The 20,838-nt window shown below is 45.7% G+C and carries 18 protein-coding genes; all 18 read left to right on the forward strand.

What is annotated here, in order from left to right; translation table 11 throughout:
- Nucleotides 1-106 precede the first annotated feature (106 nt).
- The 18 genes from DWX43_RS09635 (at nucleotide 107) to DWX43_RS09720 (ending at nucleotide 20,820) form a co-directional block, all read left to right on the forward strand.
- Nucleotides 107-1,732, forward strand: a complete 1,626-nt coding sequence (locus tag DWX43_RS09635) for a response regulator (protein ID WP_109732652.1) — start codon at nucleotides 107-109, stop codon at nucleotides 1,730-1,732.
- Nucleotides 1,729-3,225: a sensor histidine kinase gene (locus DWX43_RS09640; RefSeq protein WP_118620158.1), complete on the forward strand. Its 1,497-nt coding sequence runs from the start codon at nucleotides 1,729-1,731 to the stop codon at nucleotides 3,223-3,225. Before DWX43_RS09635 ends, DWX43_RS09640 begins: the two co-directional genes overlap by 4 nt.
- A gap of 154 nt (nucleotides 3,226-3,379) precedes the next feature.
- Nucleotides 3,380-4,444: an ABC transporter substrate-binding protein gene (locus DWX43_RS09645; protein ID WP_109732650.1), complete on the forward strand. Its 1,065-nt coding sequence runs from the start codon at nucleotides 3,380-3,382 to the stop codon at nucleotides 4,442-4,444.
- 155 nt (nucleotides 4,445-4,599) lie between these two features.
- Nucleotides 4,600-6,117, forward strand: a complete 1,518-nt coding sequence (locus DWX43_RS09650; RefSeq protein ID WP_118620159.1) for a sugar ABC transporter ATP-binding protein — start codon at nucleotides 4,600-4,602, stop codon at nucleotides 6,115-6,117.
- 1 nt (nucleotide 6,118) lies between these two features.
- A complete protein-coding gene (locus tag DWX43_RS09655; RefSeq protein ID WP_118620160.1) occupies nucleotides 6,119-7,186 on the forward strand; it encodes an ABC transporter permease in 1,068 nt (355 codons plus the stop codon).
- Nucleotides 7,186-8,205, forward strand: a complete 1,020-nt coding sequence (locus tag DWX43_RS09660; RefSeq protein WP_109732647.1) for a sugar ABC transporter permease YjfF — start codon at nucleotides 7,186-7,188, stop codon at nucleotides 8,203-8,205. The genes DWX43_RS09655 and DWX43_RS09660 overlap by 1 nt, the downstream gene beginning before the upstream one ends.
- A 315-nt stretch (nucleotides 8,206-8,520) precedes the next feature.
- Nucleotides 8,521-8,982 carry a helix-turn-helix transcriptional regulator gene (locus tag DWX43_RS09665; RefSeq protein ID WP_118620161.1) on the forward strand — a complete coding sequence of 154 codons (462 nt, stop codon included), beginning with the start codon at nucleotides 8,521-8,523 and terminating at the stop codon, nucleotides 8,980-8,982.
- A 117-nt stretch (nucleotides 8,983-9,099) separates the two neighbouring features.
- Complete coding sequence (locus DWX43_RS09670) at nucleotides 9,100-10,275, forward strand: iron-containing alcohol dehydrogenase (protein WP_118620162.1); 1,176 nt, start codon at nucleotides 9,100-9,102, stop codon at nucleotides 10,273-10,275.
- Between the two features lie 43 nt (nucleotides 10,276-10,318).
- Nucleotides 10,319-10,765 carry a ribose 5-phosphate isomerase B gene (gene rpiB / locus DWX43_RS09675; protein WP_109732644.1) on the forward strand — a complete coding sequence of 149 codons (447 nt, stop codon included), beginning with the start codon at nucleotides 10,319-10,321 and terminating at the stop codon, nucleotides 10,763-10,765.
- Nucleotides 10,766-10,795: 30 nt separating this feature from the next.
- A complete protein-coding gene (mtnA, locus tag DWX43_RS09680) occupies nucleotides 10,796-11,872 on the forward strand; it encodes an S-methyl-5-thioribose-1-phosphate isomerase (RefSeq protein ID WP_118620163.1) in 1,077 nt (358 codons plus the stop codon).
- 197 nt (nucleotides 11,873-12,069) lie between these two features.
- Complete coding sequence (locus DWX43_RS09685) at nucleotides 12,070-12,831, forward strand: DeoR/GlpR family DNA-binding transcription regulator (RefSeq protein ID WP_109732642.1); 762 nt, start codon at nucleotides 12,070-12,072, stop codon at nucleotides 12,829-12,831.
- 436 nt (nucleotides 12,832-13,267) lie between these two features.
- Nucleotides 13,268-13,645 carry a hypothetical protein gene (locus DWX43_RS09690; RefSeq protein ID WP_118620164.1) on the forward strand — a complete coding sequence of 126 codons (378 nt, stop codon included), beginning with the start codon at nucleotides 13,268-13,270 and terminating at the stop codon, nucleotides 13,643-13,645.
- A gap of 168 nt (nucleotides 13,646-13,813) precedes the next feature.
- Entirely contained in the window at nucleotides 13,814-14,815 is a 1,002-nt protein-coding gene (locus tag DWX43_RS09695; protein ID WP_109732641.1) for a LacI family DNA-binding transcriptional regulator, read from the forward strand.
- Nucleotides 14,816-15,129: 314 nt separating this feature from the next.
- Nucleotides 15,130-15,897, forward strand: a complete 768-nt coding sequence (locus tag DWX43_RS09700) for an SDR family oxidoreductase (RefSeq protein ID WP_109732640.1) — start codon at nucleotides 15,130-15,132, stop codon at nucleotides 15,895-15,897.
- Nucleotides 15,898-16,095: 198 nt separating this feature from the next.
- Nucleotides 16,096-17,283: a thiolase family protein gene (locus DWX43_RS09705; RefSeq protein WP_118620165.1), complete on the forward strand. Its 1,188-nt coding sequence runs from the start codon at nucleotides 16,096-16,098 to the stop codon at nucleotides 17,281-17,283.
- A gap of 59 nt (nucleotides 17,284-17,342) precedes the next feature.
- Complete coding sequence (locus tag DWX43_RS09710; protein WP_118620166.1) at nucleotides 17,343-18,848, forward strand: class I adenylate-forming enzyme family protein; 1,506 nt, start codon at nucleotides 17,343-17,345, stop codon at nucleotides 18,846-18,848.
- Nucleotides 18,845-20,425: a CoA-transferase gene (locus DWX43_RS09715; protein WP_118620167.1), complete on the forward strand. Its 1,581-nt coding sequence runs from the start codon at nucleotides 18,845-18,847 to the stop codon at nucleotides 20,423-20,425. Before DWX43_RS09710 ends, DWX43_RS09715 begins: the two co-directional genes overlap by 4 nt.
- Nucleotides 20,422-20,820 (forward strand): VOC family protein, encoded by a 399-nt coding sequence (locus DWX43_RS09720; RefSeq protein WP_109732636.1) that lies wholly within the window; start codon nucleotides 20,422-20,424, stop codon nucleotides 20,818-20,820. Before DWX43_RS09715 ends, DWX43_RS09720 begins: the two co-directional genes overlap by 4 nt.
- The last annotated feature ends 18 nt before the right edge of the window (nucleotides 20,821-20,838 follow it).

Below are 20,838 nucleotides of genomic sequence, written 5' to 3' on the forward strand. Positions count from 1 at the left end.
CAAAAATAATACAAATATATCGTAAGAAAACATACCATATGAAAGAAATATATGATTGTTGTCTTTTGGGAATAGCGGTAAAATATTGGTGACAGGAGGTCATAAGATGATAAAAGTATTTCTTGTAGAAGATGAGATTGTAATAAGAAACGGAATTAAAAACAGTATTGACTGGCATAGAGAAGGTTATGAATTTGCAGGAGAGGCGAGTGACGGAGAACTGGCTTACCCAATGATCCTGAAGGAAAAGCCGGACATACTGATCACAGATATCCGCATGCCCTTTATGGACGGCCTTGAGCTTAGTAAAATGGTCAGAGAGGCACTTCCAGATATTAAGATCCTGATCCTGAGTGGGTATAATGAATTCGACTATGCGAAGGAAGCGATTCACATAGGGGTTGCTGACTATCTTCTGAAGCCGATATCATCGGCAAAGCTTTTGGGGGCCCTCGGCCATATTGCGAGGCAGGTTGAGCAGGAGCGCGAAGAGCAGCAGATGAAAGAACAGTTCAATAAGGATAACCAGGAATTTATCGAGAATGAGAAAATGAGACTGTTTGACGGATTGATTGCAGGGAACCTTTCTGTGAGTCAGGCGGTAAACGAGGCAAAGGCATTGGGAATGGACTTGAGTGCACAGGTGTATAATGTGTTATTGTTTAAAGTGTCTGTAAAAATCAATGATTATGATACACCCGAACAGGCAATGGAAGCTTTTCGTGACATTGAAAGTGCACCGGATACCGTACCGGGGACTTTTTATTTCCGCAGGGGCGTGGAAGGCTGGGCATTTCTTGTAACGGCAGGGACGGTGGAAGAGGAGCAGGAGAAGATGAACCGCCTCAAAGGATATTTTTCAGAGGTCATGGAGAAGTATCCCGGCGTCGAATATTACGGGGGGATCGGACAGAGCGTTCAGCGGATCCGGGAGCTCGGAAACTCTTACGATCAGGCAGGGATTGTGTTTTCTACACGCTTTGTCAATGAGTCCCGGCAGATCCTGACTGCAAATGATATCAGGCTTATACATGAGAAGGGAACCATCAATGTACAGAGCCTTGACTTAATGGAGAGGAACAGGACACTAATGGAGAAGTTTCTCTCAAAAGGGACGGCAGAGGAGATTGAAAGTTTCCTTACAGCCTATTTTGACGAGATGCCGAAAGAAAATATGCAGTCATCCCTGATGCGCCAGTATATTACAATGGATATGTACATCGTAGCCAGTTCTTTCTGTGACAGGCTTGGAATCCCCAAGGAGGAGCGCGAAGAAGAGGCGAAAGAGCTGGAAACAGCCTTACAGACGATGACAGGAGAAGAAAGCGTGAACAAATATGTCAGACAGCTCCTGAAAAATACAATTGACAGAAGGGATACAGTGAGTGGGAGCCGCTATTCCGATGTGATAGAGAAGGCAAAGGAGTATATTGCTTCCAATTATATGTCTGAAGATGTATCCCTGAATACTGCGGCGGCTGCTGTAAATATGAGTCCAAGCTATTTCAGCTCGGTATTCGGGCGCGAAGCCGGCAGGACATTCGTGGAATACCTTACGATGGTGAGGATGGATAAGGCAAAAGAGCTGCTGATGTGCTCCCCGCTTAAGACTTCTGAGATCGGTTATGAGGTGGGGTATAAAGATCCCCACTATTTCAGCTACATATTTAAGAAGACGCAGAACTGTACTCCGAAGGACTACAGACAGCGGGGAAAGAAGGGGCAGGAATGAAAAAACACGGCAAATCATTAACGTTAAATAAGCGGATAGCCCTGATCCCATGCTCTGTATTCCTTCCAATGCTTCTGGTTGTGGTCTATCTGGCTGTAACATTAATCAGGTCTGCCGATGCTTACAGCGCGATCACGGAGAGCGTCATGTATGCCAACTTTTATTCGAAGGAATTCAAAGAACGCATGGATTACAGCATGTATCTGGCAGTGATCGGCAGTAAGACAACGGAGGAATTAGGGGATGGTAAGACGACGATCAACGGTGTTGTGACAGTAGACCCATATAAATATATAGAAGAATTATCGGATGTCTGTGATGAGCTGTCAGATATGGCAACCGCGTCTATTAACAGGAAGAAGATCATTCAAGTGAATAACAGCCTGAAATCTCTGAAAAAATGTGTGACAGAACTGGAGCGTATGATTACGGATAATGTCTCCTATGATGAAAAGATGGATTATCTGGATGAAAATATCCGCGGAAGAAGCGGTCTTACCACTGTGATACAGGGAGCTCTGCAGGAGTATGTATACAACGAAACGAAGAATTTTGACCAGGCGAAGGATGAACTTCGGTTAAAGACAAGAAATGCCGTTGAAATGACCATTATTGCCCTGTGCATCACCGCAGTGATTGCGATCGGTTTGTCCATACTGGCGGTCCGGAGTGTAACACGTCCGATTAAAAAACTGTGCTCGCAGACGAGGAAGGTTGCCAAAGGGGACTTTACTGCCAAGACAAAGATTGAAACGGTGGATGAGATTTCAGTTCTGACAGACAGTTTTAATGATATGACGGCAGAGATCGGCGTGTTGGTGGACAATATCAAGAAACAGGAAAAGAACCTGCGCATCACAGAGTCCCGCCTCATGCAGGCACAGATTAACCCGCATTTCCTCTATAATACGCTGGATGCGATTATATGGCTGGCAGAGGAAAAGAAAACGGATGATGTTGTTTCTATGGTGAACTCCCTGTCGGAATTTTTCCGCACAACGTTAAGCAAAGGGAAGGATTATATTACGGTAAAAGAAGAAAAATCCCATGTAGAGAGCTATCTGGAGATCCAGCAGTACAGATATCAGGATATCATGGATTATGAGATTGATATTGCAGAAGAAATATACCCTTACATGATACCAAAGCTGACCCTGCAGCCCCTCGTGGAGAATGCCCTTTACCACGGAATCAAGAATAAAAGGGGGAAGGGCACGATCAGGATCACCGGATGGAAAGAAGGGGAGAGGATTTACCTGAAGGTATCTGATAATGGAATCGGCATGAGTGAGCAGGCGCTTGATAAACTGCGCAGAAGCATGTATGGCATCAACGGTGAGGTGGATGAGAGTGGTTTTGGACTGGCGAACGTGAATCAGCGCCTGCAGTATTATTATGGTGAAGAATATGGGGTGTTTTTTGAGAGTGAGGAAAATGCCGGCACAGAGGCCACTGTAATTATCCGGGCAAAAAATATCGCCCCTTTATCGTAAATAATCCATACTTCTATAAAAATGGGATGAAGATATCTTAAAATATTATAAAAATGTAAAAGGATAGTCTGTTTCTTATTTCCGGAAAAATCTGTAAGATATAGCCAAGATGATTGATACAAAAGCAATCAGAAATTTAAGGAGGATTTGTAGAATGAAGAAAAAATTGTTATCAGCATTTATGTGTGTTGCGATGTCGGCGGCATTACTTGCAGGATGCGGCGGAAAAGACCAGAGCGCCGATGCAGGTACAGACAACGGGGGAAATGAGGGCGGCAGCGATGTAATCACGATCGGTTTCTCACAGGTTGGTGCGGAATCTGACTGGCGTACGGCAAACTCTGAATCTATGAAGAGTACATTCAGTAAGGATAACGGATATGACCTGATTTTTGATGATGCACAGCAGAAACAGGAGAATCAGATTACTGCAATCCGTAACTTTATCCAGCAGGAAGTTGACTACATTGTGCTGGCACCTGTTACAGAGACCGGATGGGATACCGTTTTACAGGAAGCAAAAGACGCAGATATACCGGTTATCATTGTTGACCGTATGGTAGACGTTTCAGATGATGACCTGTTTACCGCATGGGTCGGATCAGACTTCGAACTGGAAGGAAAGAAAGCATGTGCATGGCTGAATGCATACGCAGAAGCAAAAGGAATGAAGGAAGTTAATATCGTGGACATCCAGGGAACAATCGGTGCATCTGCCCAGATCGGCCGTACAAAAGGTCTGGAAGACGCGGCAAAGGAGTATGGATGGAACCTGCTTGCATCACAGTCAGGCGAATTCACACAGGCAAAAGGACAGGAAGTTATGGAGTCTATGTTAAAACAGTATGACAACATCAATGTAGTATACTGCGAGAACGATAACGAGGCATTCGGTGCAATCGATGCGATCGAAGCAGCAGGCAAGACAGTAGGTCCTGACGGGGATATCCTTGTAATGTCATTCGATTCAACAAATGCAGGACTGACAGATACATTAAGTGGAAAGATAATCCTTGACACAGAGTGTAACCCGCTCCACGGACCCCGCGTAGAAGAAATCATTAAGAAACTGGAAGCAGGGGAGACGCCTGATAAACTGGCCTATGTTGATGAAGAAATCTTTGCACACGGCGCTGATGTTGCATCTGTAACAGTTGACGGAAAAGACTATGCTGTAACAGAAGTAACGGAAGATGTTATCTCACAGCGTGCATACTAAGAAGAAAATAAAGACCAGACTGCCGGAAGCGGCAGATATTTAGAAGCAGGAATTGAACAGACAGGCGTGGCGGAAGACTTAAGGCATGTTACCTGATATGCTGCCACGCCCTTTTTATGCCCAAAATCGGCGAAGGAAAGCAGGTGAACCCCAAAATGGAAGATAATATTGTATTGACGATGAGAGATGTCTCAAAAACATTTCCGGGTGTGAAAGCATTACAGCATGTAGATTTCACACTGAGGAAAGGAGAAATCCATGCATTAATGGGAGAAAACGGGGCCGGGAAATCTACACTGATCAAGGTGCTGACCGGTGTGCATGAATTTGAATCCGGTGAAATCCGGTTAGAAGGAATCGACGGCGCAGTAATCAATCGTTCCCCCCAGGATGCCCAGGGCCGGGGGATTAGTACCGTTTATCAGGAAGTGAACCTCTGTCCGAACTTAAGTGTCGCAGAGAATCTGTTTATCGGCAGAGAACCGAAGAAAGCAGGTATGATAGACTGGAAGACAATGAATAAAAAATCCACACAGATATTAAAGGATTTGGATATAGAAGTATCAGCGGGACAGAATTTAGAGGAATGTTCCATTGCAAACCAGCAGATGATTGCGATAGCAAGAGCGGTTGATATGCAGTGTAAAGTGCTGATATTGGATGAACCGACATCATCACTGGATGATGATGAAGTAGAAAAGCTGTTTACCCTGATGAAGAAGCTTAAAGACGAAGGCGTCGGAATCATATTTGTTACTCATTTCCTGGAACAGGTTTACGCGGTATGTGACAGGATCACAGTACTGCGAAACGGGGAACTAGTCGGGGAATATGCAGTGAAAGACCTGCCGCGTGTGATGCTCGTGGCAAAGATGATGGGAAAAGATTTTGACGACCTTGCGGATATAAAGAGCCTGCATGGTGAAAAGGACTACAGCAGGGCGGATACGGTTATTCAGGCAAAAGGCATTGGGAAAAAGGGAACGATCCGGCCGTTTAACCTGACAATCCGTAAAGGGGAAGTGATTGGCCTCTCCGGCCTGCTTGGATCCGGACGTTCCGAGCTGGTCCGGGCGATATACGGAGCAGATAAGCCGGACAGCGGTGTTCTGGAAGTAGACGGGAAACCGGCAAAAATCAATGCCCCGATCGACGCAATGAAAAAGGGGATGGCTTATCTGCCTGAGGACAGGAAAAGGGACGGTATTCTGGCAGATTTGTCCGTGCGTGAAAACATCATTATAGCCCTGCAGGCGAAGAGGGGGATGTTCAGGCCTATGAGCCGGAAGGAAATGGAAGAAGCGGCAGACAAGTACATTGATATGCTGCAGATTAAGACAGCCAGCCGGGAGACACCGATCAAGAGCCTGTCAGGGGGGAACCAGCAGAAAGTGATCATCGGGAGATGGCTGCTGACGAATCCCGAATATCTGATTCTGGATGAACCGACGAGGGGAATCGACATCGGAACAAAGACGGAGATACAGAAACTGGTTCTGGACCTTGCCGACCAGGGAATGGCGGTGACCTTTATTTCTTCTGAAATAGAAGAAATGCTGCGTACCTGTTCCAGAATGGCAATCCTGCGCGACGGGAAAAAGGTAGGGGAGTTAGAAGGCAGTGAACTGTCCCAGGATGGCATTATGAAAGCGATTGCCGGAGGTGAAGAGTAAGATGAATAAGAATTTCAATCTAAAAAAATTAACAGGCATGCGTTTGTTTATGCCAATCGTTTGTCTGCTTGCGGTGCTGCTGATCAACGTCATTACGACGCCGGGATTTTTTAAGATATCGCTGAACAATGGTGTACTATATGGCTATATCATTGACGTGGTAAACCGTGCATCTGAGCTGGTTGTACTTGCAGTCGGAATGACCCTCGTAACGGCGGCATCCGGCGGGCAGGACATCAGTGTGGGAGCCGTGATGGCCGTGGCAGCGGCTATCTGCTGCCAGATACTGTCTGGCGGGGACGTTTCCACAAATGCATTCCAGAACCCCTTCATACTGGCGGTTATTGCGGCTCTGGCCGGTGCCGTTCTCTGCGGTGCGTTCAACGGTTTCCTTGTGGCAAAGCTGAACATCCAGCCAATGGTTGCCACCTTGATCTTATTTACGGCAGGGCGCGGAATCGCGCAGTTAATTACAAAAGGACAGATTACATATGTCCGTGTAGAGAGTTACAAGCTGCTGGGCGGCTACATCGGAAAGTGTCCGATCCCGACCCCGATATTTGCGGCAGTCATTGTTATTCTGATTGTACATTTTATCCTGAAAAAGACAGCGCTCGGCCTTTACATTGAAAGTGTCGGTATCAACGCGACCGCTTCCAGACTGGTAGGGCTTAATTCTACCATGATTAAGTTCCTGACATATGCCATTTGCGGCTTTCTGGCGGGTATTGCAGGCCTTGTGGCATCCAGCCGTATCTATTCAGCCGATGCGAATAATATCGGTCTGAATCTGGAAATGGACGCGATCCTTGCGGTCGCACTCGGCGGCAACGTACTCGGCGGAGGTAAATTCAGCCTAATGGGTTCTGTCATCGGTGCATACACCATTCAGGCGCTGACGACAACTTTATATGCCATGAATGTATCAGCTGACCAGCTTCCGGTATATAAGGCAATCGTTGTAGTCATTATCGTGACGCTGCAGAGCCCTGTATTTAAGAAGGCGGTAGCAGGAATGAAAGCAAAACGGAGTTTGAAAAGGCTGGCGGCGGAAGGAGGAAATCAGTAATGAATCGGTTTAAAAATAAGAAAAAATTAAACGGCAGCAGTTATCTGCTTATAATTACCATCCTTCTGTTCATCTTTATGTATGTGGCAGGCATGGCAGCCTTTAGCGACAAAGGATTTGCAAAACCCCAGATGTTCCTGAACCTGTTCATATCAAATGCGGGACTTCTTGTCATCGCTATGGGGCAGACGATCGTCATGATCACTGCAGGAATCGACATCTCGGTTGGTTCGGTGACAGCGCTCGTCTGCATGGTAATCGCAAACCAGATGGAGAACCACGGCGCCAATGCGTATGCCGCGGTAGCTATGGCGCTTGGAATTGGCCTCGCGTTTGGCCTTGTGCAGGGGTTCCTTGTAGCATATCTGGACATCCAGCCGTTTATCGTGACACTGGCCGGGATGTTCTTCGGAAGAGGAATGACATCCATGATCAGCACGGAAATGATATCTATTAAGAATGAAACATTTTTGAAATGGGCTAACTATAAGATTTACCTTCCAATCGGTTCCTACAGCAAGAGAGGGAATTTCCTCCCGGCCTATATATACCCGACGGTCGTGATTGCACTTGTTGTACTCGTTATTATCATCATCGTCATGAAGTATACGAAATTTGGGCGCTCGGTCTATGCAATCGGGGGAAATTCCCAGAGTGCTATGATGATGGGGCTGAATGTCAGGAAGACAAAGCTGAAAGCTTACCTTCTGGATGGGTTTCTGGCAGGACTTGGCGGGTTCCTCTTCTGCCTGAACAGCTGTTCCGGATTCGTAGAGCAGGCAAAAGGGCTGGAAATGGATGCGATTTCATCCGCGGTAATCGGTGGTACACTGCTGAGCGGCGGTGTGGGGGCGCCATTTGGAACATTGTTCGGAGTTCTGATCAAGGGAACCATCTCGAGTCTGATAACCACACAGGGGACGTTGTCCAGCTGGTGGGTAAGAATCACACTGTCCGCATTGCTGTGCTTCTTCATCGTGTTACAGTCCATTTTTGCGGGAATGAAGAAAAAGAAGTAGTGAAGCAGTTCCCCGGCAGTCTGATGATTTGGATGGCGGATTGCGTCGCAGATGCAGTACAGTGGGAAAAAGAGGCAGAAAATAAAAGACATCTCTTTTGTCTTTGTTTTTCTGTCTCTTTTTAGTTCAAGTATTACTGAGAGTGCCAAAAAGCGTGATTACAGTAACGCTGCAACTGGCGGTTGCGGGTGTGTAAATTAGAAATGGTGGTGGGATTCTCTGGCAGATGGTATAGTAAAGGCAGGATAAAGATAAATTTTGAGGGGCTGAAAAGATGCTGACATATTATGAAAACTTGAAATGGAGGAGCTTGATATGACGATTGGTGAGAAGATTCAGAGGTGCAGGAAGGAACAAAAGATGTCTCAGGAGGATCTGGCTTCAAGGCTTGGGGTCTCAAGGCAGGCTGTTTCTAAGTGGGAATTGAATGAATCTGTGCCGGATACAGAGAATGTAGTTGAGCTGGGACGGATTTTCCGGGTTTCGCTGGATTATCTTTTGAAGGCCGAAATTTCGGAACCGGAAGAAACTGCGTGTGTGGTGGATGATTCTTATCAGGAGGATGAAAAAAGAGGAGGGACGAAAAACGTGAAATGGTACAGGCGCCCGGCGGTTATTGTCTATTTCGTTGTCTGTATTTTAATTATCACAAGTTTATCTTTTTTGGATTCCCCAGGAGTGGGACTTCTGTATGTGCTCGATATTACCTTCCTTTGGGGGATCGGATATCTGGTATGGCTGTGTGTAAAGGCTTTGAAAAAGTATGTACGGAAATAGAACTTAGTGATTGTGGAAATCTTTGTGTAAATCCGTCTTTTGATTGTGGATATCTTTAATGTATGATAAAATTTATGTGGAAAAAAGCAGGATGTATCATGATAAGGAGAAAAGATTATGCAGGATTTTACTTTTTACAGTCCAACCTATTTTGTGTTCGGAAAAGGAAAAGAAAATGAGGCAGGACATTATGTGAAACGGTTTTGCGGAAGCAAGGTTTTGATCCACTACGGCGGCGGAAGTGTAAAGCGCTCCGGACTGCTTGACAGAGTGAAAGCTTCATTAGAACAGGAAGGAATCGAGTATGTGGAGCTCGGAGGTGTTAAGCCGAATCCCAGAAGCGGCCTTGTGTATGAGGGAATTGAACTTTGCCGGAATGAAGGCGTTGATTTTGTCCTGGCTGTCGGTGGAGGAAGTACGATTGATTCTTCCAAGGCGATTGCGGCAGGGGCTATTTACGACGGAGATTTCTGGGACTTTTATCAGGGGAAGGCGATAGAGCGTGCACTTCCGGTAGGGACAATCCTGACGATTGCGGCAGCAGGCAGCGAAGGGTCACCGGATTCTGTCATTACGAAAGAAGAAGGGATGTTTAAGAGAGGGGCATCAGGGGAAGGGATACGCCCGGCGTTCTCTATCCTGAATCCGGAGCTCACACAGACTCTTCCGGCTTATCAGACAGCCTGCGGGGCGACAGACATTATGGCCCATGTTTTTGAACGTTATTTTACAAATACTGCTGATGTAGAGATTACAGACAGATTCTGTGAAGCAGTACTGCTTACAATGGTAAAAGAAGTTCCAAGGGTTCTTGCAGATCCCAATAATTATGAGGCGCGTGCAAACATTATGTGGGCAGGAATGACAGCCCATAATAATATCTGCGGAGTAGGAAGAGAACAGGACTGGTCCAGCCATGATATAGAGCATGAATTAAGCGCAGTTTATGATTGTGCACATGGAGCGGGGCTTGCAGTGGTATTCCCGGCCTGGATGAAATATACGGTGGAGCACAATCCGATGAGGTTCGCCCAGATTGCTGTCCGTCTGTGGGGATGCCAGATGGATTTTGAAAATCCAGTCAATACGGCCCTTGCGGGAATAGATGCATTTAAATCATTCCTCAGCTCGATCGGGATGCCAGTATCCTTTGCAGAACTTGGAGCAAAGGAAGAAGATATCCCTGCGATGGCAGAAAAATGCTGTCATGGAGACAACAGGGGCGGGACGGTTGGAAATTTTGTGAAATTACATCAGGAAGATGTGGAAAACATTTACCGTCTGGCATTATAATGAATAAGCAGAACGATAACAACAAGATGGAGGAAAAAGGAAAATGAAAATAGGAATTGGAAACGATCATTCAGCACTGGAACTGAAAGCAGAGATCATAGAGTTTCTTGAGAATAAGGGGCACGAAGTGGTTGACTTCGGGACTAATTCAGCAGAGAGCTGTGATTATCCTGTATATGGCGAGAAAGTTGCACGTGCTGTTGTAAGCGGGGAAGTGGATCAGGGGATTCTGATCTGCGGAACAGGACTTGGCATTTCACTGGCCGCAAACAAGGTAAAGGGAATCCGTGCGGCAGTCTGCAGTGAACCTTTTACCGCGCGCATGGCAAGACAGCATAATAACTGCAATATTCTGGCTTTTGGTGCAAGGGTAGTCGGCGGGGAGCTTGCGAAGATGATCGTGGAGACATGGCTTGATACAGAGTTTGAAGGAGGCCGCCACCAGCGGAGAGTGGACATGATCAGTGCTATTGAAGAAAAGAACGAATAGGAAGCTTTTACATAAAAGAGGAATTGAATTATGAAGAAAACAATTCTTGATTGTGATACAGTTGCTCTGGATGAGGAAAACGGCGCCCTGGTGATTATCGACCAGACCCAGCTTCCGACGAGGATCGAGCTTAAGTTCCTTACAGATATAGAAGATATCTGGGAGGCAATCTATCTGCTCAAGGTCAGAGGGGCGCCGGCGATTGGTGTGGCAGCAGCAATCGGTGTGTATCTTGCGGTAAAAGACCTTCAGACTGACAGTATGGAGGTTTTTTCAAAGAAGTTTAAAAAGGCAAAGGATTATCTGGCATCGTCCAGACCGACTGCCGTGAACCTCTTCTGGGCCCTTGACCGGATGGAGGCGGTGGTTACTGGGCACATGCAGTGCGGCGTCGGGGAAGTGAAAGAACTCCTGCACCGGGAGGCGGTTAATATCCGCTCAGAAGATATTCAGGTCTGCCGCAGGATCGGCGAAAATGCACTAGAACTCGTTAAGCCGGGAGCCGGCCTGCTTACACATTGTAACGCGGGACAGCTCGCTGCGGTAAAATACGGAACGGCCACAGCACCGATGTACCTCGGACAGGAGCGGGGGTATGGATTCCGCATCTATGTGGATGAGACGCGTCCACTGCTTCAGGGGGCAAGGCTGACCGCATTTGAACTGCAGGCCGCGGGTATGGATGTAACGCTGATCTGTGATAACATGTCCAGTGCGGTTATGAAAAAGGGGCTGGTGGATGCAGTCTTTGTGGGATGTGACAGGGTTGCGGCAAACGGAGATACAGCAAATAAAATCGGCACATCCGTAGTGGCGGCTGTGGCAAAGTATTATGGGATTCCTCTGTATGTCTGCGCGCCGACATCAACGATAGACATGTCCCTTCCGACAGGAGATAAAATACCGATAGAGGAACGTTCGGATGACGAAGTCACAGAAATGTGGTACGAAAAAAGGATGGCACCGGCAGGAGTCAAAGTTTACAACCCCTGTTTTGACGTAACGGATCACGGATTGATCTCAGGTATCATTACAGAATACGGCATGGCAAAGGCTCCTTATGAAGAGGCGTTTCGGGAGATATTCAGGGAAAAACTTAGTAAGTAGAATGAAATACACAATCGGTGATATAAACTAGATTGTGTATTTTTTTGACAATATTAAAAATTTGGAAAAAATTGGAAAAATATGTATCTTGTAGGGGAGAAAGTGTGCTAAAATATGAACATAGGAATCATATATCATTCCTATAATTGTGGTGTTTGGTTCAGGAAGCTTTTCTGAAAATACACAGGGAGATCGGTATGGAGGAACGCAGAAGAAAAATCTTACAGGAACTTGAAGAAAAAGGAAAGGTCCGTGTAAATGAATTGAGTGCAGAGCTGGGGTGTTCTGAAGTGACAATCAGGAATGACATCAAATGTATGGAACGTGCAGGACTTCTGATTCGTACTCACGGAGGTGCACTAAAGATAGAAGAAACCCCGCAGAAAAAATATTCCGCAGAAAGCATCTACAGGAATACAGACAAGAAAAAAGCCATTGCTGCACGTGCGTACGAGTGTGTAGATGACCGGGACACAATTATTATTGATGATACGTCTACCGGTTTTTATCTGGCACTTCATATTAAGCAGCATGCTGAGAAAAGAATTGCAGTTGTGACAAATTCACTGCTTGTAGGTAATGAGCTTGCAGGATTGGATCATGTTGAACTTTACATGGTTGGCGGCCCGGTAGGGGGACACCTTGCGGCTACTATGGGGGACGAGGCAGTCGCAGATATTTCCAGATTCCATGTGGACAAGGCTTTTATTGGCGTGCATGGCATTAATTTTGATGTGGGGATTACATCAACAGCATCTCCACAGGTTCAGGTGAAGCAGGCGATTATGAAAGCTTCAGATAAGGTAATTGTGCTGGCAGACAGCAGTAAATTCGGCGGTGGATATCTGTCAGTTATCTGCCCGCTGAGAGATATTTACCAAATCATCACAGATGAAGAGGTAGATGAGGAATATTCTGAACGCGCTGAAAGAGAGCAGATACCGCTTATAATTGCATAATTGCCGGAAAATACAACGGCTCAGGGCTCCTGCTTCAATTTGATGCAGGAGTCAAAATCGTGGAAAATTTATCTTGTATAAAGCGTTATGCAGTGCTATACTAACTTCACATCAAAATCTCAGACCATTTTATTCATAATATTCTAAGGTCTGAATCTTATTTTCTGCATCTGGCAGAAGATAAATCTGATTTCCTTGGCGATTCAGCCGGAAATTACCAGTTTTGATGAACTAAAAACTAAATAAGGTGGATATGATCAGTGTCCAGGCAATGTACTCTGCTTTATGTTATCATATACAATTTCAGACTTTTTGTATGGTAATACTAGATTGAAACAACATGGGCCTGTGTATATAATAGAAGCTAGGAGAGTACATCTTACGTGACGTTTGGCATATCCCCCGGAAAGAAGCATGCATCCGGCGCTGTTTTGATATGGCGAAGCAGGTAGAGGACGCGCAGGAGCAGGTATTTATACTTTCTGGTATACTGGTATTTGCAGATAAGGTGATAGATAACGAAGATTCTAAGGAAATGAGGGAATGGATAATGATGACAAAAGTATCAAAGTTATTCGAAGAAGAAAAGATCGAGTATGGGAGAAAAGTGGCTGCAGAGGTTTCTGAGAAGGCGGCTAAAGCAACGAAAGAGGCAGTTGAAAAAGCAACGAGAGAAAATGAAATTGGGATTGTAAAAAGGATGCTGTCTAATGGTATTTCCTTGGAACAGGTTAAAGCAGTCGTGACTATTTTAACGGAAGAGGAAGTGAAAGACCTGCAGAAGGAAGTTAAACGGCAAAATAATAATGATTAAAAATTTCAATATTATTTGTAGTATTGAAATAAAGAGTCAATTGTACTAAAATTGATGTGTAACAATTGGAGAATATTTAACAATTTAGTATTATTCAAAAAAATGCAGAAAATTTGAACGCTGTATCATTTGTAAGAATGAGTTTTCTGGCAAAGGAGGAAAAGTAAAGTGGGGATTACGATAAAACAACTGTCAGAAATGAGCGGATATTCCTGTTCAACGATTTCCCGTGTGATTACGAATAAAGGGAATGTAAAGGCCGAGACAAGGGAAGCCGTTGAACGGCTTTTGATGGAGCAGAATTACCGTACGAATGTTATGGAATTGAGAATGGCCGGAATTAACCAACGGACGATCATGATTATAGTCGGAGACCTGGATAACTGGTTTTATATGGAGATGATACGGGGAATACAGAGGCGGGTGGCAGAGGAAGGCTACATTTCCGTAATCGGATACAGTGATAATGAAGAAAAGGCCGAAAATGAATATGTCCAGATGGCTTATCAGGAAAGCTATGCAGGGATCATGTTCATTAACGTGAAAGGTGACTCTATCCTGAAGCAGATGCTTATGCAGAATAAGTGTCCGGTCGTGTTCCTGAACAGGTCGGTGCGGTTTGTAGATCTGGATACGGTTTGCAGTGATAATTATCAGGGGGGATATATGGCAACAAACTACCTGATTGAGATGGGACATAGAAAGATAGCTCATCTGACCGGGAGTCTGTATTCATCTGTTACTTTTGAGAGGATGAGGGGCTATGAGGATGCCATGCGGGATGCCCATTGTGTCATATCTAAGCACAGCCTGTTTTATGGGGACCTTAAAAGGGAAAGTGGATATCAGTTTGGCAGACAGCTTGCCGAGAAAGGATGGGACTTTACGGCAGTATTCTGTGGGAATGACCTGATGGCCGTCGGACTTCTGGAGGCGCTGGAAGAGTATGGAATACAGGTCCCTGAGGAAGTCAGCATCGTATGTTATGATGACACACCGATAGCGGAAAAGGCAAAAATACATTTGACAACAGTGGGAGTAGAGGCAAGCCGTATGGGGAAAGTTGCGTCAGAAATGCTGCTCTCCAGAATAGCCGGAGAAAATATAGAGTCCAGAACAATATCCTTTAAACCTAAGATGACAATACGAGACAGTGTCAGGAAGATATAGGACAAGGTGATGGCGGCCCAGAATTTATAAGAAAAGGGAGCCGGATCAACAGAAAGAAATTTGATGAACCAAATCAAATTTCTTTCTGTTGATCCGGCTCCCTTTTCTTATATATACGTAGACAGAAAGAGTAATATTGATAAAAATTTAACAACAAAACGAATGAATAAAAATTTCATAAACGATATTCTGGTTATTGTTTTGTTACAAAAAAGAAATAGGAAGTTTAGGTAATTTACGAATTGCGAAAGTATTGGTAAGGGAATAAGCTTTAAGTAGGTACAGAGAGTTGATAAAGATCAAAGGAGGCACACATGAGACTGAAAGATAAAGTAATCATTGTTACGGGGGGAACAAAAGGAATCGGAAGAACGATTGCACTGGCAGCTGCGGCAGAAGGGGCAAAGGTTGTGATCGGAGGCCGGGATGCAGAAGGCGGCCGTACATTTGTTGAAGAAGTGAAGCAGAATACCCCGGGCGACGGTATGTTTGTGAAGGGGGATCTGACAAGTGTGGACTGTTGCAGGGAACTGGTCGAGGAGACGGTTAGAAAGTACGGGAAGCTGGATGGTCTGGTTAATTATGCAGGAACAGTATTATCAATGGCCCCGATCACAGAGACAACCGAGGAACAGTTTGATTCTATTATGTCTATCAATTTTAAGAGTGCGTTTTTTGTCACTAAATATGCGGTAAAGGTTATGCAGGAGAATGGGGGAGGTTCCATCATCAATATGGGATCCATGCACGCATATGGGGGAGAGATCGACAGAACGGCCTATGCCTGTTCCAAGGGGGCAATGTATACACTTTATAAACACATTGCAAAGAATTATGCAAAGGACCTTATCCGGTGCAACTGGATTACAATCGGCTGGGTTGCAACACCAGGGGAACTGGCCCTTAGAAAGGAACAGGGGGTCGGTGAGGACTGGCTGAATGAAGTGGGGAGTAATTACTTTCCAATGGGCCGGCTCCAGACCCCGGAGGATTATACAGATAGTGCGTTATTCCTGTTGGGAGACGGATCTTCACAGGTAACGGGAACGGAGATATTTGTAACAGGTGGGTTTATGTTTTAAATAATACCGGATGTGTTACTGTTCACACCCTACGGGCGTGCACAGTAACGGCATCTGCCCATTAAAAGTCGCCTGCGGCGAGGGGCAGATGCCCCGAAACCATCACTTTATCGGCCCCGATGCCGTGCAGCTAGGTGCACGGCACGGTGTGAACAGTAACCCGGATGTGCCTAGCGGGTACAGGATTGGAGGAGACAAGTGAAAGATATTGTAATTGTTTCAGGAGCAAGAACAGGAATCGGAAGTTTCGGGGGCTCACTGAAAAATATGAGTGCCAGTGACCTTGGCGGAATCGCCATAAAAAGTGCGGTTGAGAGGGCGGGGTTAAAACCGGAACAGATTGATGAAGTTGTGTACGGATCAGTGGGGCAGATTGCGGAAAATGCATTTATATCCAGAATCAGTGCAATTAAGGCAGGTATTCCGTATGAGGCTACGGCGTTAAGTGTGAACAGACTCTGCTCGTCAGGACTTCAGGCGATTCTGACTGCGGCACAGGAAATCGAAACAGGATTTTGTGAAATTGCAGCAGCCGGCGGAACGGAGAGTATGTCCACGCTTCCTTATTATGTAAGGAACGGACGGTTCGGATACCGGATGGGGCATGGGGAGCTGGAGGATGGCCTTATTACCATACTCTCAGACCCGCTTACAAGAGACCATATGGGGATCACTGCTGAGAATGTGGCCGAAAGGTATCAGATTTCGCGGGAAGATCAGGACACCTATGCATACAAAAGCCAGATGAGGGCGGCAGCGGCAAGAGACGCCGGAAAGTTTAAGGATGAGATCATACCGGTTACGGTAAAGGTTAGCAAAAAGGAAGAAAAGGTCTTTGAACAGGACGAATATATCAGAGATACGATTTCACTGGAAAGTCTTGCGAAGCTCCGCCCATGTTTTAAAAAGGATGGAACTGTCACTGCGGGAAATGCATCTGGCATCAATGACGCAGCGGCAGCAGTCGTTTTGATGGAAGAAAGAAAGGCGAAGGAGCTTGGATTAAAACCTCTTGTCAGAATCAAGGCAGCGGCATGTGCAGGAGTCGATCCCGCACTCATGGGAATCGGACCGGTTCCGGCAATGAAGAAATTATTTGCACAGACAGGCCTGACAAAAGAAGATATCGGCCTTATTGAATTAAATGAAGCCTTTGCTTCACAGTCTCTGGCCTGCATCAGGGAACTCGGACTGGATGAAGATAAGGTGAATGTAAACGGAAGCGGGATCTCAATGGGACACCCTATCGGAGCGACCGGATGTATCATTACTATTAAATTAATGAATGAAATGATCAGGAGACAGGTAAAGTACGGCATTGCTACACTGTGTATCGGGGGAGGCCAGGGGCTGGCAGTGTTATTTGAACTATGTGGCAACGATTAAGCACATCCGATTAAGAGGAGAAACAGATCGTGTGAACAGTAACGGAAAGGATATCTCCTATGGATTATACGGATCATATAAAACAATACCATAAACCTTTTTTAAACATATATGGGACATTAGTCGATTCTGCAGTCAGATATCCGGACAAAATTGCTATTGCAGATGATGAGAGATCGGTTACATACGCTCAGCTGCTTAACGAAGCAGACAATTATGCGTCAAAAATAGCTGGATTGAAACTCAACACCGGAGATCAGGTCGGATTTGTCATGGTAAACAATATTCGTATGGTATCCTGCTTCTACGGGGCGGTGAAACTCGGATGTATCGTGGTCATGATTAATACAAAATTTAAGGCAGAGGAAATAGCAAAACTTCTTTCAGAGATGGATGTCAAAGCAGTGTTCTGTGATGAGAGATGGAAAGACAAGGTAACAGGGACTGCGGAGAAGCTGGGTATCTGCCATGTTATTACGGAAAATTATGACTGGGGTGAGATAGAAGAAAAAAAGACTTCCTATGTGCAGAATCCGGACTACCCAGCTGTTATTATGCATACATCAGGGACGTCTGGTCCACCGAAAGGGGTCATGATTACCCACCGGAATATACTGGAGACTGCATATGGATATCAGGAAATTCAGGGGCTTGACAGCAGTGCGGTTACAGTATTGTCTGTTTCACTGTTCCATATTCTGGGACTGAGCTGTGTTACGACATACTTTATTTATCTGGGAGGCACTATTGTAATGTCCGCGTTCTATGATGTCAAGGATGTCTTGAAAAATATAGTGAAGTGGAAAGCAACACATTTTCATTCGGTTCCGACGGTATACCATCAGATTATTCTTGCCGGCAGCGGTAAAGTGAGTCTCTCATCTTTAAAAGTTACAGTATGCGGAGGCGCTCCGATCAAGGAAGAACGAGTCAGGGAATTTGTAAAACTGGCGCCTAATGCATCCTTCCGCCTTGCTTACGGAATGACGGAGACGGCCGGGTCAGGGGCATTATCACGCGGGCACCGGGAACCGTTAAAGGCAGTGAAGAATGTTTACATAGAAGTACAGGGGAAAAACGGGCGGTCTTTGAAACCATATGAGAAGGGGGAGATTGTGTTTTACGGACCTGTTGTGGCAAAGGGGAGATGGAATTGTGAATCTCTGAAAGAAGACAGGATGCCAAGCGGTGACACCGGTTATATGGACGAAGAAGGCAGGATATTTGTGCTGGACAGGATGAAGGACTTGATTAACCGGGGCGGGGAGAAGATATTTCCTTCGGAAATAGAAAGCACACTTCTGGAATATCCGGGAATCATCGCAGCTTCCGTGGTGGGAGTCAGAGATGAGGAGTATGGAGAACTTCCGGCAGCAGTCGTCGTGCCGGGCCGGGGAGAAAAGGTGGATAAAGAGGCGTTGAAGTACTGGATGAAGGAAAGGACAGCTACATTTAAAATGCCCTGTATGTTCGAGATATGGGACAGTCTGCCTGTAACACAGAATGGCAAAGTAAGGAAAACGGAAATTAGAAAAATGCTGGAAGAAATGAGGGATAAAGGATGAAAAAGCCCAAAGTGATTACGGCCGGCGAGGCTGTCGGATGGATCAGGAATGGTTCCACGCTGTGCACGATCGGGATGTCGCTGGTTTCATCGTGTGAAACAATATTGAAGGAAATAGAGAGACAATTCTTAGAGACCGGAGAGCCGAGAGAGCTTACCTATCTGCACAGCTGCGGACAGGCTGACCGGAGAGGCGGGTTTGTACATCTTGCACATGAAAATCTTCTGAAACGGGTGATCGGGGGACACTGGGGGCTCGGTCCACAGATGATGGACCTTATCGCCGGAAACAAGGTGGAAGCCTACTGCCTGCCGCAGGGACAGATGGCAAATATGTACCACAGCATGGCACTTCGGGAACCGGGTAAGATCAGCAAGATAGGTCTTGGAACATTTATTGATCCGCGAATTGAGGGCGGAAAGATGAATGAAAGAACAAAGCCTCTCGAAGATATTGTGGAAGTGATCGAAATAGACGGGGAAGAGTATCTGAGATATAAGGAAATTCCAATTGATACCTTACTGATCCGCGGGACTTATGCGGATGAAAATGGAAATATTTCCACAGAAGAAGAGGCTATGGTACTGGAAGTATTGCCGGCTGTAATGGCTGCGAAGCGTTTCGGAGGTAAAGTGATCTGTCAGGTAAAGCGGATCCTGAAGGCAGGATCAATGGATCCCAAAAGGGTGGTGGTGCCCGGAGTATTTGTGGATGGGATTGTGGTATGTGATGATGTTTATGAAAACCACCGGCAGACCTCATCCTGGTATTATGACCCTTCCTACAGCGGGCAGGCAAAAGTTTCAGAGTCTGCATCTGAGCCGGTACCCTTAAGTGTAAGGAAAATTATCGGTAGAAGGGCCGTCATGCTTCTTAGTAAAGACAGTATTATCAATGTAGGAACCGGGATACCGAACGACGTGATCGGTGGAATACTGGAGGAGGAAGATCTTCTGGATGATATTACGATCACAGTGGAGTCAGGAATCTACGGAGGCGTACCGGCGGGCGGCATTGATTTTGGCATATCCAGAAATCCGCAGGCTCTGATTCCTCATGACAGGCAGTTTGAATTCTACAATGGTGCAGGTATCGATTTTACTTTCATGGGTGCCGGGGAGATGGATAAAAACGGCAATGTAAACGCGACAAGAATGGGAAACAAGGCACCCGGAGCCGGTGGATTCATCGACATTACGACGCTGGCCAAAACGGTTGTATTCTGTTCAACATTTACGGGAAAAGGTTTGGATGTCAGTTATGATTCAGAGGGAATCAGAATCAGGAAAGAAGGGGAGATCAAAAAACTGGTAAATAATGTACAGCAGATTTCTTATAATGGGAAGCTTGCAGCCAGGAATGGCCAGAATATGTATTATGTGACAGAACGTGCCGTTTTCCGGCTGACTGAAGACGGTCCGATGTTAATTGAAATCGCAGAAGGAATAGACCTGCAGACAGATGTGCTTGACCAGATGGAATTCACTCCGCTGATCAGTACGAATCTAAAATTCACGGATAAGGCAGTTTATCAGGAAAAGCCGGTCGGGATCAAAGAAAGGATGGTGGGAGCTTGAAACCACTCAGACTGCACCATGTCGGGATTATTATGAATTCTAAGGAAAGGGCTGATTTGTTTCTGGAACAGTTTGGACTGGAGACAGATTATATGGAATACGTGGAAGAATACCATGCAGATTGTCTGTTTACGAAATACACGGAACAGGAAAGTCCTATAGAACTGATTATACCGACAGAAGGTGTTTTAAAGGAATATAACAGGGGAAAAGGCGGAATCCATCACATTGCTTTAGAGGTGGATGATGTGGAAGCGGCAAGGGCAGAATTCGAAGGAAAAGGGATGGAGATGCTGGAAAAAGTGCCTGTGAAGGGCGCAGGAGGGATTCTCGTCAATTTTTTAAGACCAAGATATGGACTGGGCGTTTTGGTAGAGTTTGTCCAGAGAATATAAGGCAGGATAACTGTTACG

This window comes from Clostridium sp. AF19-22AC (assembly GCF_003479085.1).
Lineage (GTDB): Bacteria > Bacillota > Clostridia > Lachnospirales > Lachnospiraceae > Faecalicatena_A > Faecalicatena_A orotica.

Excerpts from the sequence above, each read along its gene's own strand:
- DWX43_RS09635 (WP_109732652.1), top strand. The coding sequence starts at position 107 with ATGATAAAAGTATTTCTTGTAGAAGATGAGATTGTAATAAGAAACGGA.
- DWX43_RS09640 (WP_118620158.1), top strand. The coding sequence starts at position 1,729 with ATGAAAAAACACGGCAAATCATTAACGTTAAATAAGCGGATAGCCCTG.
- DWX43_RS09645 (WP_109732650.1), top strand. The coding sequence starts at position 3,380 with ATGAAGAAAAAATTGTTATCAGCATTTATGTGTGTTGCGATGTCGGCG.
- DWX43_RS09650 (WP_118620159.1), top strand. The coding sequence starts at position 4,600 with ATGGAAGATAATATTGTATTGACGATGAGAGATGTCTCAAAAACATTT.
- DWX43_RS09655 (WP_118620160.1), top strand. The coding sequence starts at position 6,119 with ATGAATAAGAATTTCAATCTAAAAAAATTAACAGGCATGCGTTTGTTT.
- DWX43_RS09660 (WP_109732647.1), top strand. The coding sequence starts at position 7,186 with ATGAATCGGTTTAAAAATAAGAAAAAATTAAACGGCAGCAGTTATCTG.
- DWX43_RS09665 (WP_118620161.1), top strand. The coding sequence starts at position 8,521 with ATGACGATTGGTGAGAAGATTCAGAGGTGCAGGAAGGAACAAAAGATG.
- DWX43_RS09670 (WP_118620162.1), top strand. The coding sequence starts at position 9,100 with ATGCAGGATTTTACTTTTTACAGTCCAACCTATTTTGTGTTCGGAAAA.
- rpiB (WP_109732644.1), top strand. The coding sequence starts at position 10,319 with ATGAAAATAGGAATTGGAAACGATCATTCAGCACTGGAACTGAAAGCA.
- mtnA (WP_118620163.1), top strand. The coding sequence starts at position 10,796 with ATGAAGAAAACAATTCTTGATTGTGATACAGTTGCTCTGGATGAGGAA.
- DWX43_RS09685 (WP_109732642.1), top strand. The coding sequence starts at position 12,070 with ATGGAGGAACGCAGAAGAAAAATCTTACAGGAACTTGAAGAAAAAGGA.
- DWX43_RS09690 (WP_118620164.1), top strand. The coding sequence starts at position 13,268 with ATGGCGAAGCAGGTAGAGGACGCGCAGGAGCAGGTATTTATACTTTCT.
- DWX43_RS09700 (WP_109732640.1), top strand. The coding sequence starts at position 15,130 with ATGAGACTGAAAGATAAAGTAATCATTGTTACGGGGGGAACAAAAGGA.
- DWX43_RS09710 (WP_118620166.1), top strand. The coding sequence starts at position 17,343 with ATGGATTATACGGATCATATAAAACAATACCATAAACCTTTTTTAAAC.
- DWX43_RS09715 (WP_118620167.1), top strand. The coding sequence starts at position 18,845 with ATGAAAAAGCCCAAAGTGATTACGGCCGGCGAGGCTGTCGGATGGATC.